Source organism: Flavobacterium zhoui (genome assembly GCF_042787235.1).
Taxonomy (GTDB): domain Bacteria; phylum Bacteroidota; class Bacteroidia; order Flavobacteriales; family Flavobacteriaceae; genus Flavobacterium; species Flavobacterium zhoui.
Genome location: NZ_JBHZPY010000008.1, coordinates 1 through 15,639, shown reverse-complemented (window position 1 = coordinate 15,639; position 15,639 = coordinate 1). Strand labels below are relative to the sequence as shown.

The window sequence follows — 15,639 nt, the reverse complement described above, 5'->3', positions numbered from 1 at the left end:
AATACAAATAATTATGAATTTTTCTCTTATATAATTAAATTCAAAAGTATCAACTTTTTTGTTTATTCACCAATAATGTGCAACTCTGTAAATTCTTTATCTATTATTAAATAATTATCGTCTTCAAATGATTTATGATCGAATGAAATTTTTACATTATCAACTTCAATAGTGCTTATCTTAAATGGCAACCCAATTAAATTTATTTTATACTTAGAATACGGAGTATCATATTTTCCTTCTTTATGCAATTGAATGATTAATTCTTTCTCTTTCCCAGTTGTTTGAAAAGATAAAAAGCTATATCGTCCTTTTTTATAATCATATCCATCTTGAGCATCCTCATAAACTACGGATTTTTCTTTTCCTTCTTTATAATAAATCTCCAATGACAGCTCGTCAAATTCTAGCTCACCTACGTACTGCTGTACAGGATATTTAGGAATTACCGAACCCGCTTTTACAAAAAGTGGTATTTGATCGAATTTTGTGTCTATCCAAACTTCTTTCCCTCCTTTTACTTCTTCGTTTGTCCAATAATTATACCATTGTCCACGAGGAATATACATTCTTCTTCCTAAAGCATTTGGCTCTAAAATAGGGCAAACTAAAATTTGGTTTCCAAAAACAAACTCGTCATTTCTATAATGTGTTTGAATATCCTCTTGATCATAATATACCAAAGGTTTCAGCATAGGAATTCCTTCTTCAATATATTGCCAAAACATCGTATATAGGTACGGTAACAATTGGTAACGTAAGTTGACAAACTTCCTTGTAATATCAATAACTTCCTCGTCAAATGCCCAAGGTTCCTGGTTACCGTGATCACCAGAAGAATGTGTTCTGCAAAAAGGATGAAAAACGCCTAATTGAATCCAACGTGCATATAATTCACCGGAAGGCTGCTCTGCAAATCCACCAATATCAGATCCTGTGAAACCCATTCCTGAAATAGACATCCGTTGTACTTGAATATTGGCAATCCATAAATGTTCCCAAGTTGCTACGTTATCTCCTGTCCAAGAGGACGTGTATCTTTGCGCACCAGAATAAGCAGATCTTGTTATGATAAAAGGTCTTTTTGGGTAAGAAAATCTCTTTACACCATGATAAGTGGCTCTTGCCATTTGTGTTCCATAAATATTATGGGCTTTTCTATGACTACACGGATTTCCATCATAATCATGACGAACATCCATTGGAAATGTTTTGTTTGGAACCTCCATAACGGCGGGCTCGTTCATATCATTCCACACTCCTTTTACACCAATATCCGAAATTAATTCTTTAAATAACCCTGCCCACCACTCTCTAACTGCTGGGTTTGTATAATCCGGAAAGTTACATTCCCCCGGCCACACTTTTCCTTTCATATAAGGACCATCTGCTCTTTTGCAGAAATAATCTTTTTCTAAAGCTTCTTTATAAACAGAGTATTCTTTGTCAATTTTTATTCCAGGATCAATAATTACAACGGTCTTGAAACCATCTTCCATAAGCTCACTCACCATTCTTTTTGGATCAGGAAAATATTCTTTATTCCAAGTGAAACAACGAAAACCCTCCATATAATCAATATCCAAATAAATTGCATCACAAGGAATTTTAAGTTCTCTAAATTTAGCTGTTACTTCTTTTACGTTGCTTTCCGGATAATAACTCCATTTGCATTGATGATATCCCAGTGCCCAAAGCGGTGGCAATTCTGGTTTACCAGTCAAATGTGTATATGTAGTGACAACATCCTGCATTTCTGGTCCGTAAATGAAATAGTAATTCATTTCACCACCTTCAGCCCAATAACTGGTTACATTTCTTCTTTCGTGACAAAAATCAAAATAAGTGCGAAAGGTATTGTCAAAGAAAATTCCGTACGATTGTTTGTTTTGCAATCCAATATAAAATGGAACTACTTTATATAATGGTTCTTGATCTTTTTGAAATGCATATTGATCCGTAGCAAAATTTTCCAGTCTTTTCCCTTTCAAATTTAATTGCGTCGCTTTGTCTCCAAGTCCGTAAAAGCATTCACCATCTTTGGAAGCCTTACTCATTTTTACGATATTCCCACCGTATTCATAGCTTTCTTCCCAATGGAAACCCAATTCATCCTCTAAAATAATAGTACCCTCCAAATCAAAAATAGATAATCTCATATCTGCTTTTTGAATTCTACATTGTACTTTACTGGTTTTTATCTGATAATAATCCGCAACTTCAGAAACTTCAAGAAAGTTATATCCATGAGAATGACTTTTATCAATAGCATAGGAAAAATCATTACTGAAATATCCTTTTGTAGTAAATCTAAAACGGATTAGACTATCTCTTAATACGGTCACTTTTAGTATAACACTATTATCAGTGTGAAAACTTATTGAATCTACTTCATGCTCAAATGAAACTATTTTTGTAGGATATAAATCCCCTTTATATTCTAATTCTGTATTTGTAATCATTTTGTATCTGAATTAATTATAGTAGGTTTTTGGTGTTCAAAATTACAAAAAATACTTCGTAAGCACGTGTATATCTGATGCTTATTAACGAAAACGTTGTAGTTATTTAACAATGAGACTATGAGATAAAGAGAGATTAGTTTTGCTTTTTGGCATGGAATTTTATACACTTAAAGGGTTGAGATTTGGACTTAATTTTATTTAGGACAATTGATTGTAATGTTCGTTTAGAAATACAAATTTGCCTTCTGACATTATATTTTTAACATTAAAGTTTACAAGAATTCCTTTTGGTGCTTTTGCGATTTTCATTTGACTAATTAGTTTTGTTTTAAAATAGGGAATAATCTCTTCAACTGCTTTTAATTCTAGCATAATACAATTTTCCACAAACAAATCACATCTAAAATCAGTTGTTAAATTTAAATCTTTGTTGTTAAAATCAAATGAAGCTTCAGAAGTAAAACTAATATTTCTCAATTTTAATTCGTGGGCCAAACATTTATGATAAATGCTTTCTATCAAACCAGGACCAAGATTCTTATGAACTTCAATTATTGAAGCAAAAATTTCATAACTTAAATCATCTACAAATTCTTTTGTAACCATAGGAATATCATTTTGTATTCGATTTTTAACAACGATTTTTAGAGATTAAGAGCTAATTTAATTAGTTCAGGATTTATGGTCTTAGTTTTTTTTATAAAAATCTATTTATTTTGACTATCTCTTAATCTCAAAATCTCTTTGTTAAAAAATCAATTTATATTTGTTTAAAACAAATTACCCAATTTTAAATACAGTAATACTCAAAGGTGGCAAAAGCAATTCAGTTGAATAATCTCTTCCGTCATAAGGCATTGCTTCAATTAATAGTTTTTTAGGGTTTAACACTCCACTTCCACCATAAATTGTCGCATCACTATTAAAAATCTCTGTTAATTTCCCTTTTTTTTGTAAACCAATACGATAATTAGGGCGAACAACTTGAGTGAAATTGCAAACTACAATAACATCTTCTTTTGGGTTATTTCCTTTTCGAATGAATGACATTACCGCATTTTGATGATCAGAGTAATTAATCCATTCAAAACCTTCAGGACTAAATTGTTTTTCATGCAAAGCAGGTTGTGTTTTGTACAATTTATTCAAATCAGTAATCAATTTTTTGACACCTTCGTGAAAAGGATATTGCAACAAATGCCAATCCAAACTTCCTTCAAAATTCCATTCGCTGCTTTGTCCAAATTCACTCCCCATAAACAATAATTTTGTTCCCGGATGCATAAACATATACCCATACAGTAATCTTAGGTTTGCAAATTTCTGCCATTCGTCTCCAGGCATTCTACCTGCTATAGATTTTTTTCCGTAAACGACTTCATCATGAGAAAGTGGCAACATAAAATTTTCAGAAAAAGCATAAGTCATTGAAAAAGTCAAATCATTTTGATGGTATTTTCTGTAAACTGTATCTTTTTTAAAATAATCCAAAGTATCATGCATCCAACCCATCATCCATTTCATTCCAAACCCTAATCCACCAACGGATGTTGGTCTCGAAACCATAGGGAAAGAGGTGCTTTCTTCAGCAATGGTTTGCACTCCCTCAAAATTTGAATAAACAGCTTCGTTGAATTCTTTCAAAAAACTAATAGTATCAAGATTTTCTCTTCCTCCGTAAATATTTGGTTCCCATTCGCCTTCATTTCTGGAATAATCCAAATACAACATAGAGGCTACAGCATCAACACGAAGCGCATCAGCATGGTAATGTTGCAACCAAAATAAGGCATTACTTATCAGAAACGAACGAACTTCATTTCGTCCATAATTAAAAACTAAACTTTTCCAATCAGGATGATAGCCTTTTCTACGATCAGGATGTTCAAATAAGTTTGAACCATCAAAAAATCCTAAACCATGTGCATCATCAGGAAAATGAGAAGGAACCCAATCCAGAATTACTCCAATTCCAGCCTCGTGTAATTTATCTATTAAAAACATAAATTCCTGCGGGTTTCCAAAACGAGAAGTTGGTGCAAAATACCCCACTAATTGATAGCCCCAAGACGGATCGTACGGATATTCCATTATTGGCATGAACTCCACGTGAGTAAATCCGGTTTCTTTTATATAATTTACTAAATCTTCCGCAAATTCCAGATAGGTTAGAAAACGATTGCCATCAGCATGACGTTTCCATGAACCTAAATGTACTTCATAAACGGAGTAAGGATTGTCCAGACCGTTGTGGTTTTGACGCGTTTCCATCCAGTTTTTATCTTTCCATTTATACTCTAAATCCCAAACTACTGAAGCGGTATGTGGTGGTTTTTCGCAATAAAAAGCAAAAGGATCTGCTTTCTCTGTAATAATTCCTCCATTATTAGATTGTATCTTATATTTATAGGTTGACCCTTTTTCTACATTGGGTATGAACCCTTCCCAAATTCCTGAAGAATCCCAACGAACTTCCAACAAATGTTCGCCTTGTGTCCAAAAATTAAAGTCACCAACTACAGAAACGGACTGAGCCGTGGGCGCCCAAACTGCAAAATATACACCTTTGACCCCATCAACCTCAATAAGATGTGCACCTAGTTTTTCGTAAAGTCGGAAATGTTTCCCAGCTTTAAATAAATCAATATCAAAATCTGTAAAAAGGGAATGCGAGATAACTTTACTCATATAACAATTGTCTAATTCTATTTAACGAAAAACAGAATATTAATTTTAATAAAAAAACAGTTTCGTACTCTACTTTATGATATAATTGTCAGGTATAACTGCACCTTTTTTGATAACAACAATTCCGTCTTTAATGGCATACAATTCATTCGAAAAATCTTCTAAATGACTACCACCATGTATATAAACATCATTACCTATCTTACAATTTTTATCAACAAGCGCATTACTTATAAAGCATCTTTCGCCAATTCCTACCAATTGTTTACCATCTTTGATATCTTCATTCATATCATCAATATTCTGATAGAAATCATTACCCATTACATAACTGTTTTGAATTATTGTTCCTTCCCCTATTCTGGATCGAATACCTATCACCGACCTATTAATTTCTTTGGCATTCAAAATACAGCCTTCCGAAATTAATGATCTATCAACTATAGTCTTCTGGAATTTTGAAGGTGGTAACAATCTTGGTCTGGTGAATATTTTATTATCGTTATCAAATAAATTAAATTTCGGTAAGTCATCTGTCAATCCAATATTAGCTTCAAAAAAGGAATCAATATTACCAATGTCAGTCCAATATCCTTCGTATTGGTAACTTAGTATCTTTTTATGACCAACAGCTTGGGGAATAATTTCTTTACCAAAGTCTTTAGTTTCTTTATTTGACATAATCTCGACCAACAATTTTTTGTTAAAAATGTAGATACCCATGGACGCCAAATAGTCTTTCCCTTCGCTTTTCATCTGCTCACTCACATCTGATTTCCAGTCTGGTAAAAGTTCTTTGGCTGGTTTTTCAATGAAGGACTCGATACAACTTTCGGAATTAGTTTTTAAAATTCCAAATTCAGGTGCATCTTTGTCATTTACCGGTAGTGTTGCAATTGTAATATCAGCATCCTTCAAAATATGAGCTTCAAGCATTTCATTAAAATCCATTTGGTACAACTGATCTCCTGAAAGTATCAAGGCATAATCAAAATCATGATTCAAAAAATGAGGCATACATTGTCTTACTGCATCTGCAGTACCTTGAAACCATGTTGGATTATCAGGAGTTTGCTCAGCAGCAAGGATATCAACAAAAGCATGACTAAAAATACTAAAATTATAAGTGTTTTTTATGTGCGCATTTAAAGAAGCAGAATTAAACTGTGTCAATACAAACATTCTATAAATATCTGAATTCATGCAATTTGAAATTGGAATATCAACCAATCTATATTTTCCTCCTATTGGTACAGCTGGTTTTGATCTTGATTCTGTCAACGGATATAATCTGGAACCTTGTCCTCCACCTAAAATAATTGCAATTACATTTTTCTTTTTAGCTTTCATTTCTTGTTAATTATTAGTTTGTACATTTCTATATATTCCTGACAAACACGCTCCCAAGAATGGTCTGTGTTCATTCCTATTTCTCTGATTTTATTTAAATGTTTTTTATCATCATATAAATCTACTGCTCTTTGAATCGAGTAACAAATATCTCCGACACTTGCCTGATCATGGCATATCCCGTTTCCATCATCTCCAAAATCAATCACCGTATCTTTCAATCCTCCTGTTCGTCGGACAATGGGAATTGTTCCGTAACGTAGGGAATACATTTGGTTCAAGCCGCAGGGTTCGACTCTTGAAGGCATCAATAAAAAATCAGAACCTGCGTAAATCAGATGAGCTAATTCTTCATTATAACCAATAAAAGTATTGTAGTTCCCTTTATAATCAGTCAATAAACTATTTAATTGGTCTTCTATTACCGCATTTCCAGATCCTAAAATCAAAATGTTTATTTCTTGAAATTTTTCAGACAATGCAAGCGCCGACGCATGCGGTAATAAATCTCCCCCTTTTTCTTCTAATAATCTTCCAATGAAACTAAACAATGGTTTACTTGGGTCTAAATTAAAGAGATTACACAATTTTTCTTTATTTTCCTGTTTCCCTTTTTCGAAATTTTTAAGCGAATAGTTTTTTTCTAACATTGCATCAGTTGCCGGATCCCAAACTTCTATGTCGATTCCATTCAAAATTCCTTTTGACTTATATCTTACTAAATTGAATAAAGATTCTAAACCATTAGCCGAATAATTTATTTCATTCAAATAATTTGGTGAAACTGTCGTTACAGCCCAGGCACACTTTATTGCTACAGCCAAAGAATTGATACAATTGTCCCATTCTAAAACTTTGACGTGTGCTAAATCAAATTCTGGTAAATAATACAATTTATCAAAACCAAACTGTCCCTGATATAAACCATTATGGATGGTAATCATACTAGGTGTATTTTGTAATTTTTGATATTTATCGCAATACAACATCATGAATGGAATTAATCCGGTATGATGATCGTGACAATTGATAACATCTGGAATCTCGTTTCTACCAATAATCCAATCTAAGGCGGCCATTTGGAAAGACAAAAAGCGTTCAATATCATCTTCATAACCATATACTTCTTTTCGATAAAACAATTCAGGAATTTCTACTAAATAAAGCTCAAATTCTAACTTATCTGTTTGCTCTTTTAGAATATTAAACGAAAAATTAAAATTCCCTAATTTCACATGTCCCCAATGAACACATTCGAACTCATTCTCTTTCCTGAATTTTGTATCATAACAAGGCATAACAACTCTTACACGATGTCCCGCATTATTCTGATATTTTGGTAACGCCCCAACAACATCTGCTAAACCTCCTACTTTTGCCACTGGGTAACATTCTGCACTGATATGAAATATTTCCATTTATGAAATTTTTTGTTCACTAATTATTGCTTAAACAATAGTACATTTAATTACTTTATTAACTTTTAAGTAATCGCTAAGAATTCATTAATTTTTTTAGAAAAAATACTACTTTTATGTTTTTCTAAATTTAGTGAAAAATAAATAAAATAGTATCACCGTTGAAAATTTATTGTAATGACAAAAAAAACTTCTATTCATACTCAATCATTGAAAATTCCTAGATTTATCATACTAACAAGTAAATTTTTCTCTATTATTTCTCCAAAATTGGTAACTTTATTTGCAGCAAAATTATTCACAACGCCTATAAAACATAAAATTCCGAAAAGGGAATTAGAGATGGACCATAAAAGCATTCAAAAATTAATTCCTGTTCCAGCAATCAATAAAGAGGTAATGGTTTATAATTATGGAAAAAGTGATAAGAAAGTATTATTAGTTCACGGATGGTCTGGAAGAGGCACTCAATTATTCAAAATCGCGGATGAATTACTTAAAGCGGGATATTCAACCGTTAGTTTTGATGCACCCGCACACGGAAAATCCCCGGGAAAAACGACTATTATGGTTGATTTTATAGCATCCATTTTAGAGATTGATAAACATTTTGGACCTTTTGAAGCTGCTGTTGGTCATTCATTAGGGGGAATGTCAGTTTTGAATGCCATAAAAAAGGGACTCAAAGTAAATCATGCTGTTGTTATTGGCAGTGGAGATATTGTTCAGGATATTATGGATGATTTTGTGGCAAAATTAGAATTGGATCCGAAAATAAGCACACGTTTACGTCTCTTTTTCGAAAAAAAATATAAGGAAGATATGAATAGTTATTCTGCTTATTTAGCAGCAAAAGAAACTGCTATTCCGGTTCTGGTAATTCATGATAATAATGATCCCGATGTTCCGGTAACAGCAGGAATACACATTCATAAATACTTGCAAAATGGGGAGTTACTTTTAACGGACGGATTAGGACACAGAAAAATTTTGGGTAATCATAAAGTTATTGAAAGAACAGTTCAATTCATTCAAAACAAATAACCTGTTTACAATTATTTAAATGAAATATAAATTTCAGAATCATATCAATAAGAGGTGAAAATATAAAGAATAATATTTTTAATAAAATTAACAAATCATGAAATATCCTTTAGAAAAAACAGAACAAGAATGGAAAGAGCAATTAGGAGAAGAACGCTACAGAATTCTTCGTCAAAAAGGCACTGAATATCCACATACAGGAACCTACAATTTGCATTACGAAAAAGGATCTTACTGCTGTGGAGCATGCGGAGAACCTTTATTTGATAGTAATTCCAAGTTTGATGCGCACTGTGGTTGGCCGTCTTTTGATGAATCAATTCCTGAAAAAGTTGAATATATTTCGGATGTTACACACGGTATGAAACGCACAGAAATACTTTGTGCAAATTGTGGTAGTCACCTTGGGCATGTATTTGATGATGGACCAACTAAAACCGGGCAACGATATTGTGTAAATTCCTTATCCGTGGACTTCAAAGAATAATGCTATGGATTTATTTGGAAACTCAACTGATTGGGCTAAGAAACTAGAGCCTATTCTAACAAAATACAAAGGCAAAAAACATCCGTTAGACCATCATAATTTGTATCAGCTTTTGGTGATGGTGGTCCTATCCGCTCAAGACTCTGACGCCCATATAAATAAAATAGCTCCTGCTTTATTTGAAGGGTATCCTACTATGGCAAGTTTGGCAGTATCAAATTTTGATGCGCTAATTCCTTATATCTCCAATGTCAGGAATTTTGGAAATAAAGCTAAATGGTTACTCGAAATTGCTCAAATTATTAAAAAAGACGAAAATATTCCGCTAACGATGGACGATTTAGTTGCTCTAAAAGGCATCGGACGGAAATCAGCCAATGTAATCATGCGGGAAGCAAAATTACCAGCAGAAGGAATTATAGCCGATTTACACGTCATTCGGGTAGCCCCAAGAATTGGCTTAATTACCGAAACCAAAGATGGCATCAAAGCCGAAAAACAGCTTATGCAAGTGCTACCAAAAGAAATTTGGAGCGAAATTGGAATGGCTATATCATTTCTGGGAAGAGAAATTTGCAGACCACAGCCCAAATGTGAAGAATGCCCAATTAATGAAGTTTGTAATTATTACAATACCGTTTTCAAAAAAGATCCCATTTAGTCAAATCGTATTTGATTAAATGGAATCTTATATAATTATAGCTAAAAATCTCTAAAAAATTACAAACATAACTTATCAATTATTTTAGATACAGCACTTATTTCAGTAGTGTTTTCAATAGTTGGGCCAGCAACCCAAACCGTTTTATAAGTAACTTCAGTGGCGGCTTTAGTGACTGCATTTGATCCTATCATGTATCGAATCATTTTTACCCACTTTTTTAAAGTTTTATTTTTATTTAAAGTTTGTTCTAACCAAGTCTGTTTAGTTCCCACTTTTTTAACATAAGGCGTATTAATAACAGTACAAGGTGTTCCCGATATTTTCTCCGTCAAAACAATATCATTTGCACCATAATCAACACACGCCTGTTTATATTCCTGTGAAACTCCAGATTCAAACGATGCAATAAATGGACTTCCAACAGATACTCCCACTGCACCATAGGATAACATCTTCTCTAATTCTTTTTTAGTACTAACACCACCTGCAGAAATAACAGGTAATGACGTATTTAAATCTAATTCTTTAATCAATTCCTCTGGACCAAGATTACCTCTATGACCACCCGCCAGATTATTGACAGCTATTAAAGCATCCGCACCCAAACTTTCCACTTTTTTGGCAAAAGCCAAGTCGGTAACATCGCAAAAAACTTTAATTCCTACCTTATGAGCTTGATTAATAGTCTCCTCGGGTGACCCCAAAGAAGTAATTATAAAATCTACCCTTTCCTCGCACAATACAGCTAACTGATCTTTGTATTTAATATTCGATTTATTTACAATTAAATTATAACCAAAACTCCCACCAGCGACTTTAGCAGCTCTAAGTTCAATAACTGAAGTACGTAATTCCTCTAATGTGCGATAATTTAATGCAGGAATACAACCCGCAACACCCGATTTCATTCCTTCAATAACCATTTTAGTATTCGAAACTAAAAACATTGGCGCCATAATCAGTGGACGATTAATATTCAGAAGGGAAGTTAGCACAGGTTTTATCATCATTTATAATTTTATTGAAAACAAATATAGCAAAATATACTATGCACGCCTAGTATTTGAAATTAAAACAGAAAATGTGATTATATTCGTAGATGATCTTTCTGAAAAAGGAACCAATCTTCAAGAGTGACCTATTAATTAAATTTCCAAGTATTAAAAAAAACTGAAGGCAAAGTGTGGATTACACTTTACCTTCAATTGATTATTGCTATTTTATAAAAAAGAAAGCTTAAGAGCTGGTTTTACTCGTTTTTTAGAAGCTTGCTCATAAGCAAATCCCAATCCTATCAATTTACCTTCTTCATAAGGTGTTGAAAAAAAGGATAATCCAACAGGCAAATCATAAACCATTCCGCAAGGAACAGTAATATGTGGATATCCACTTGCCGCCGCGGGAGTTGTCAAGGCGTATCCCCAGCGGTCTCCATAAATCATATCGATGCTGCATGCCGGCCCCATTGTTATTCCGCAAATGGCATCTAATTGATTTTCTTTAAAAACTGTATTTAAAATATTTTTACTTCCCTCAAAACTTTTTGCCAATGCATCCACATATATCTTGTCATCTAATCCTTTTTTTGCATCAGAACTTTCCAGTGTTTCTTGCTTAAAATAAGGCATAGCTTTATCTTCATTGCTTTTATTAAAGGCAATTACTTCTTTCAAAGTCTTTACTTTAGCATTGGCTGTAGCCAAATATTTATTTAATCCATCTTTAAATTCGTATTGGAGGACTTCGAATTCGGCTTGACCTAACGCGTTAATTTTATCCAGATAGTCAATTTCGATAATGATAGCACCCTGTTTTTTTAAGAGGTTGACGGCATCTTCTAAAAGTGCATTAATATATTTATTATCGCCTTGTGGTTTTTTCTCAATTCCTATACGCTTGCCCTTCAAAGCGTTTACATCTAAAAACTTCGTATAATCCTTTTGAGCCTTTCCTTTGCTTTCAAGCGTTACAGTATCATCTTGGTCAATTGCAGCCATTGCTCCTAATAAAATGGCAGCATCAGTTACGGTTCTAGCCATTGGCCCTGCAGTGTCCTGTGTTTTTGAAATAGGAATTATTCCAGATCTGCTAACCAAACCTACTGTTGGTTTAATACCTACAACACCATTAACGGAAGCTGGACAAACCACAGAACCATCCGTTTCTGTTCCGACAGCAATTACGCAAAGATTGGCTGACACAGCAGTACCTGAACCCGCACTGGAGCCACATGGATTGTGATCTAAAATATAAGGATTTTTAGTCTGACCGCCTCTGCTGCTCCATCCTGAACACGATTGGGTTGAACGAAAATTTGCCCATTCACTCAAATTGGTTTTACCAATGATTATTGCTCCAGCCTCCCTTAGTTTTTTAACTACAAAAGCATCTTTTGAAGCAATATTCCCTGCCATTGCCAAAGATCCTGCAGTTGTTTGCATTTTATCGGCAGTGTCAATATTGTCTTTTATCAAAACTGGAATACCGTGCAAAGGTCCTCTGCTCTTACCTGCCTTCAATTCTTTATCCATTGCAATAGCAATAATAACTGCATCTGGATTAATTTCGATAACCGAATTCAATTGAGGTCCATTTTTATCGACAGCTTCAATGCGTTTCAAATACAATTGTACTAATTGTTCCGAAGTATATTTTCCGGAAGTTAATTTCTCTCTTAAACTACCGATGGTTTCTTCATCCAGTTCAAAGGCTTCATTAGAATATTCTGTTGATACTGAATCTTCATTCTTTTTGGTGCTGGAGGTGCAACCGGTACCCAAAAGTGTAGTAAACCCTGCTGAAGCAAGAGTTGTCGCAGTTAAAAAAGATCTTCTTTTCATAGATTAATCATGTATTTGGATAACTTTTTATTAAGTCATTCACTAAAGTACTTTATTTTTACTAAATACAATAAATAATCAAATTGAACAAAAGTTAAAGTTTTAGATTCAATTTGGAATGGGAATAGAATTTTTTATCTGATTCGATTATTGATCTTATAAAAAAGAGTTTGAAGTGTGCACTTATTTACTTATTATAATATCTTGATATAAAACTTTTCGAATATTCATCATTCTGTCTATAAGTAGGTCAAATATTTTGTCCTTGTAAATTGACCTATTAATTCGGTAACTAAACTCGTCTAAATACTTCTGAATATGCTCTTTATGAAACCAAGGAAAAGTACTTCTCAACCACGATTTTACTTGATGAATAATAGTATGTAATTCTTTTGAAGATTTTCCTTTGTCACTCTTAATCTGTTTTGTAACTATTCAGCCTGTAATACAGCAATAGTTTTAAAAACGTCCAATATTTTTTGACCGTTTTTAATACAGGTGTCAGTTACCGAACGGATAACCGCATAGATTTGAGCACCATTTTCAGTTTTGAACTGACCGGATACTTTTTGTTTAACTTTTACATTTCTGATCGCTCTTTCCGATGCATTATTGTCAGGAGGTACGTGGAAATGCGCAAGAAAAGTAAGAATATATTCTTTGTGTTTTATCATTGGTTTATGGAATGCACGCAGTTTCTTTTGATTTTCAGGAAGTGGATTTTCTAGTAAAGCTTCTAAAGAGATTCTTATTTTATCCCTTTCTAAGATTGGCTTGTTATATTGCTCTTGGTTTAAATTTTTCTTAAGTTCTATAGCTTCATACAATGTTCTTTAGAAGTTTGTAGCCCAATTGGACTCAAAGCGTTGTTCAAAAAATATAAGTTCTCGCAATAAATGTGCAATGCATAATTGGTGCGTTTTGCATTGGGTTTGAAAATGACTTGCCCAACAATCATGGACTAAAACTGCATCATGAAAACCTTGGGAAAAATTAGTATCAATAGTAGCTGTTCCTCTATTTTTTGAAAACACTACAAATGTAACGAACCTGCTTTGCCAAGTCCAACACCAACCATTTTTGCCATTTACTCTAATACCTGTTTCATCAGTACCAACAACTTTTTCATTCGATACTTTTTGAGCAATTAAATCATATGCGGGTTGTGCTTTTAATGCAAAACCATCCCAGAGATTGCAAATTGTACTTTGTGAAATAGGCAGATTACAAACGTCTTTAAAATATTCGCTCATTCTCTCAAAAGGCAAGTATTGACGAGTATGCATATAGGCAATTGTCGCTTGAATATTAGCGCCGTAACTTATTGTTGCTCTTACATTTTCTGGAAAAACAGACTTGTTTTGATGACCACAAGAGCACGACTTTTTAAAAATTCGATGCTCTGTATATTTTGGAAAAATAACTGGAATTTCAACCACTTGTCTTTTTAAAAGCAACTCTTCTGGCTGGTCGGATAAATCATTTCCGCAAAAATTACAAAAATCAGGTTTGTGATTGATGATTTGATCTGGATTATCAACCATTTTTAGCGTAGTGCCTTTGTGTCCTGGTTGTCCACCCGCTTTTTTGCTAGATTTAGTGCGGAGACTTTGGTTTTTCAAAGGCCTATTCTCATCTTTAGAAGGTGAAACTGAACTATTACGACTGTTTTTTCGATACGTTAAGTCCTCGATTTTATCAAGTAATTTTTCAAATGAATTACCCCGAGCCAGAGCCTCGAGGTATCGTGTTACTCGAAAGTTAAGCGCAGCTGGTTTTTGTTAAACAATTTGTAAACAGTCTTTTCTTCTCTTTGATTTTGAATGTATTTCTGAATTACATTCTCATTTCCATATTGACCCACTGTATTTATATAATATCCACTCGTCCAAAAATTACCACCCCACAATTTACTTTTAACTTCTGGATGCAATCGGAAAATTTCTTTTGCAGTGATACTTTTTACTGTTCTAACAATGATTTCAACAGAAATTTTTGGTACACTCTGTATCAAAAAATGAACGTGTTTTTCATCTGCCCCAATTTCGACAAAATGAATTTCATACCGTTCTGAAATGTTTTTACAAATTTCTACCAAACTTATTTCTACTTCTTCAGACAAAACATTTCTTCGATACTTTACAGGGCAAACTAAATGATAAAGTAACAAACTTTTATTGTGCCGTTTGAAAATATGTTCACTCATCAAACAAATATACTACTCTTTTTCTTGTGACCCCGAGGCAGAGCCTCGAGGAATTCTTTTGATTAAATTTTAATTGAAGTTTTCTAAAAATAAAAAAAACTTCACCAGTACTAAACTAATGAAGTCTCTTTTGTACTCAGAGCGGGACTTGAACCCGCACGAACATTGCTGTTCACTGGATTTTAAGTCCAGCGTGTCTACCAATTTCACCATCCGAGCATTTGTGGTACCTCCAGGGATCGAACCAGGGACACATGGATTTTCAGTCCATTGCTCTACCATCTGAGCTAAGGTACCATTATAATTTTCTTATAATGAAGAAGTATGAATAAAAAACCCCGTTCGTTAGAACGGGGTTTTCAAAGAAAGGCGACGACATACTCTCCCACATAACTGCAGTACCATCTGCGCAGGCGGGCTTAACTACTCTGTTCGGGATGGGAAGAGGTGAGCCCCGCCGCAATAACCACCTTAAGA

11 protein-coding genes, 2 tRNA genes, 1 rRNA gene and 2 pseudogenes are annotated in these 15,639 nt (G+C 33.6%); 3 read left to right on the top strand and 13 right to left on the bottom strand.

The features are described 5' to 3' along the window. Positions 1 to 62: 62 nt before the first annotated feature. From ACFX5F_RS10135 to ACFX5F_RS10115, 5 genes are all read right to left on the bottom strand, one after another. Positions 63 to 2,462: a glycoside hydrolase family 31 protein gene (locus ACFX5F_RS10135; RefSeq protein WP_379851931.1), complete on the bottom strand. Its 2,400-nt coding sequence runs from the start codon at positions 2,460 to 2,462 to the stop codon at positions 63 to 65. 201 nt (positions 2,463 to 2,663) lie between these two features. After that, positions 2,664 to 3,071 carry a GxxExxY protein gene (locus ACFX5F_RS10130; RefSeq protein ID WP_379851930.1) on the bottom strand — a complete coding sequence of 136 codons (408 nt, stop codon included), beginning with the start codon at positions 3,069 to 3,071 and terminating at the stop codon, positions 2,664 to 2,666. A 174-nt stretch (positions 3,072 to 3,245) separates the two neighbouring features. After that, complete coding sequence (glgB, locus tag ACFX5F_RS10125; RefSeq protein WP_379851929.1) at positions 3,246 to 5,153, bottom strand: 1,4-alpha-glucan branching protein GlgB; 1,908 nt, start codon at positions 5,151 to 5,153, stop codon at positions 3,246 to 3,248. 69 nt (positions 5,154 to 5,222) lie between these two features. Beyond that, entirely contained in the window at positions 5,223 to 6,503 is a 1,281-nt protein-coding gene (locus tag ACFX5F_RS10120; RefSeq protein WP_379851928.1) for a glucose-1-phosphate adenylyltransferase, read from the bottom strand. Further along, positions 6,500 to 7,921 carry a glycogen synthase gene (locus ACFX5F_RS10115; protein WP_379851927.1) on the bottom strand — a complete coding sequence of 474 codons (1,422 nt, stop codon included), beginning with the start codon at positions 7,919 to 7,921 and terminating at the stop codon, positions 6,500 to 6,502. Before ACFX5F_RS10115 ends, ACFX5F_RS10120 begins: the two co-directional genes overlap by 4 nt. Positions 7,922 to 8,098: 177 nt before the next feature. Here ACFX5F_RS10115 and ACFX5F_RS10110 point away from each other — a divergent pair, with 177 nt between their 5' ends. The 3 genes from ACFX5F_RS10110 to ACFX5F_RS10100 all read left to right on the top strand — a co-directional run bounded on the left by ACFX5F_RS10110 (position 8,099) and on the right by ACFX5F_RS10100 (position 10,113). After that, positions 8,099 to 8,965, top strand: coding sequence for an alpha/beta hydrolase (locus tag ACFX5F_RS10110; RefSeq protein WP_379851926.1), 867 nt, complete (start codon positions 8,099 to 8,101; stop codon positions 8,963 to 8,965). A 97-nt stretch (positions 8,966 to 9,062) separates the two neighbouring features. Next, positions 9,063 to 9,452: a peptide-methionine (R)-S-oxide reductase MsrB gene (gene msrB / locus ACFX5F_RS10105; protein WP_379851925.1), complete on the top strand. Its 390-nt coding sequence runs from the start codon at positions 9,063 to 9,065 to the stop codon at positions 9,450 to 9,452. 4 nt (positions 9,453 to 9,456) lie between these two features. Then, positions 9,457 to 10,113, top strand: coding sequence for an endonuclease III domain-containing protein (locus ACFX5F_RS10100; RefSeq protein WP_379851924.1), 657 nt, complete (start codon positions 9,457 to 9,459; stop codon positions 10,111 to 10,113). 59 nt (positions 10,114 to 10,172) lie between these two features. Here the strand turns inward: ACFX5F_RS10100 and ACFX5F_RS10095 are convergent, their stop codons facing one another. The 8 genes and pseudogenes from ACFX5F_RS10095 to rrf all read right to left on the bottom strand — a co-directional run bounded on the left by ACFX5F_RS10095 (position 10,173) and on the right by rrf (position 15,636). Continuing rightward, entirely contained in the window at positions 10,173 to 11,123 is a 951-nt protein-coding gene (locus ACFX5F_RS10095) for an NAD(P)H-dependent flavin oxidoreductase (RefSeq protein ID WP_379852046.1), read from the bottom strand. Positions 11,124 to 11,336: 213 nt separating this feature from the next. Beyond that, positions 11,337 to 12,956 (bottom strand): amidase, encoded by a 1,620-nt coding sequence (locus ACFX5F_RS10090; protein ID WP_379851923.1) that lies wholly within the window; start codon positions 12,954 to 12,956, stop codon positions 11,337 to 11,339. A 183-nt stretch (positions 12,957 to 13,139) separates the two neighbouring features. Then, a pseudogene (locus ACFX5F_RS10085) lies at positions 13,140 to 13,379 on the bottom strand (IS1595-like element ISSwe1 family transposase); the annotation flags it as partial. 8 nt (positions 13,380 to 13,387) lie between these two features. After that, positions 13,388 to 14,689: pseudogene (gene tnpC / locus ACFX5F_RS10080) on the bottom strand (IS66 family transposase). A gap of 17 nt (positions 14,690 to 14,706) precedes the next feature. Next, positions 14,707 to 15,162 (bottom strand): IS200/IS605 family transposase, encoded by a 456-nt coding sequence (gene tnpA, locus ACFX5F_RS10075; protein WP_379851922.1) that lies wholly within the window; start codon positions 15,160 to 15,162, stop codon positions 14,707 to 14,709. A 133-nt stretch (positions 15,163 to 15,295) separates the two neighbouring features. Next, positions 15,296 to 15,381 (bottom strand) — tRNA-Leu (locus tag ACFX5F_RS10070). A 5-nt stretch (positions 15,382 to 15,386) separates the two neighbouring features. Next, a tRNA-Phe gene (locus ACFX5F_RS10065) sits at positions 15,387 to 15,459 on the bottom strand. 67 nt (positions 15,460 to 15,526) lie between these two features. Continuing rightward, positions 15,527 to 15,636, bottom strand: a 5S ribosomal RNA gene (rrf, locus tag ACFX5F_RS10060). Positions 15,637 to 15,639 lie beyond the last annotated feature (3 nt).

What these genes read in the sequence shown, in the direction of transcription:
- ACFX5F_RS10135 (WP_379851931.1), bottom strand. Translation starts at nt 2,462, where the DNA reads ATGATTACAAATACAGAATTAGAATATAAAGGGGATTTATATCCTACA.
- ACFX5F_RS10130 (WP_379851930.1), bottom strand. Translation starts at nt 3,071, where the DNA reads ATGGTTACAAAAGAATTTGTAGATGATTTAAGTTATGAAATTTTTGCT.
- glgB (WP_379851929.1), bottom strand. Translation starts at nt 5,153, where the DNA reads ATGAGTAAAGTTATCTCGCATTCCCTTTTTACAGATTTTGATATTGAT.
- ACFX5F_RS10120 (WP_379851928.1), bottom strand. Translation starts at nt 6,503, where the DNA reads ATGAAAGCTAAAAAGAAAAATGTAATTGCAATTATTTTAGGTGGAGGA.
- ACFX5F_RS10115 (WP_379851927.1), bottom strand. Translation starts at nt 7,921, where the DNA reads ATGGAAATATTTCATATCAGTGCAGAATGTTACCCAGTGGCAAAAGTA.
- ACFX5F_RS10110 (WP_379851926.1), top strand. Translation starts at nt 8,099, where the DNA reads ATGACAAAAAAAACTTCTATTCATACTCAATCATTGAAAATTCCTAGA.
- msrB (WP_379851925.1), top strand. Translation starts at nt 9,063, where the DNA reads ATGAAATATCCTTTAGAAAAAACAGAACAAGAATGGAAAGAGCAATTA.
- ACFX5F_RS10100 (WP_379851924.1), top strand. Translation starts at nt 9,457, where the DNA reads ATGGATTTATTTGGAAACTCAACTGATTGGGCTAAGAAACTAGAGCCT.
- ACFX5F_RS10095 (WP_379852046.1), bottom strand. Translation starts at nt 11,123, where the DNA reads ATGATAAAACCTGTGCTAACTTCCCTTCTGAATATTAATCGTCCACTG.
- ACFX5F_RS10090 (WP_379851923.1), bottom strand. Translation starts at nt 12,956, where the DNA reads ATGAAAAGAAGATCTTTTTTAACTGCGACAACTCTTGCTTCAGCAGGG.
- tnpA (WP_379851922.1), bottom strand. Translation starts at nt 15,162, where the DNA reads ATGAGTGAACATATTTTCAAACGGCACAATAAAAGTTTGTTACTTTAT.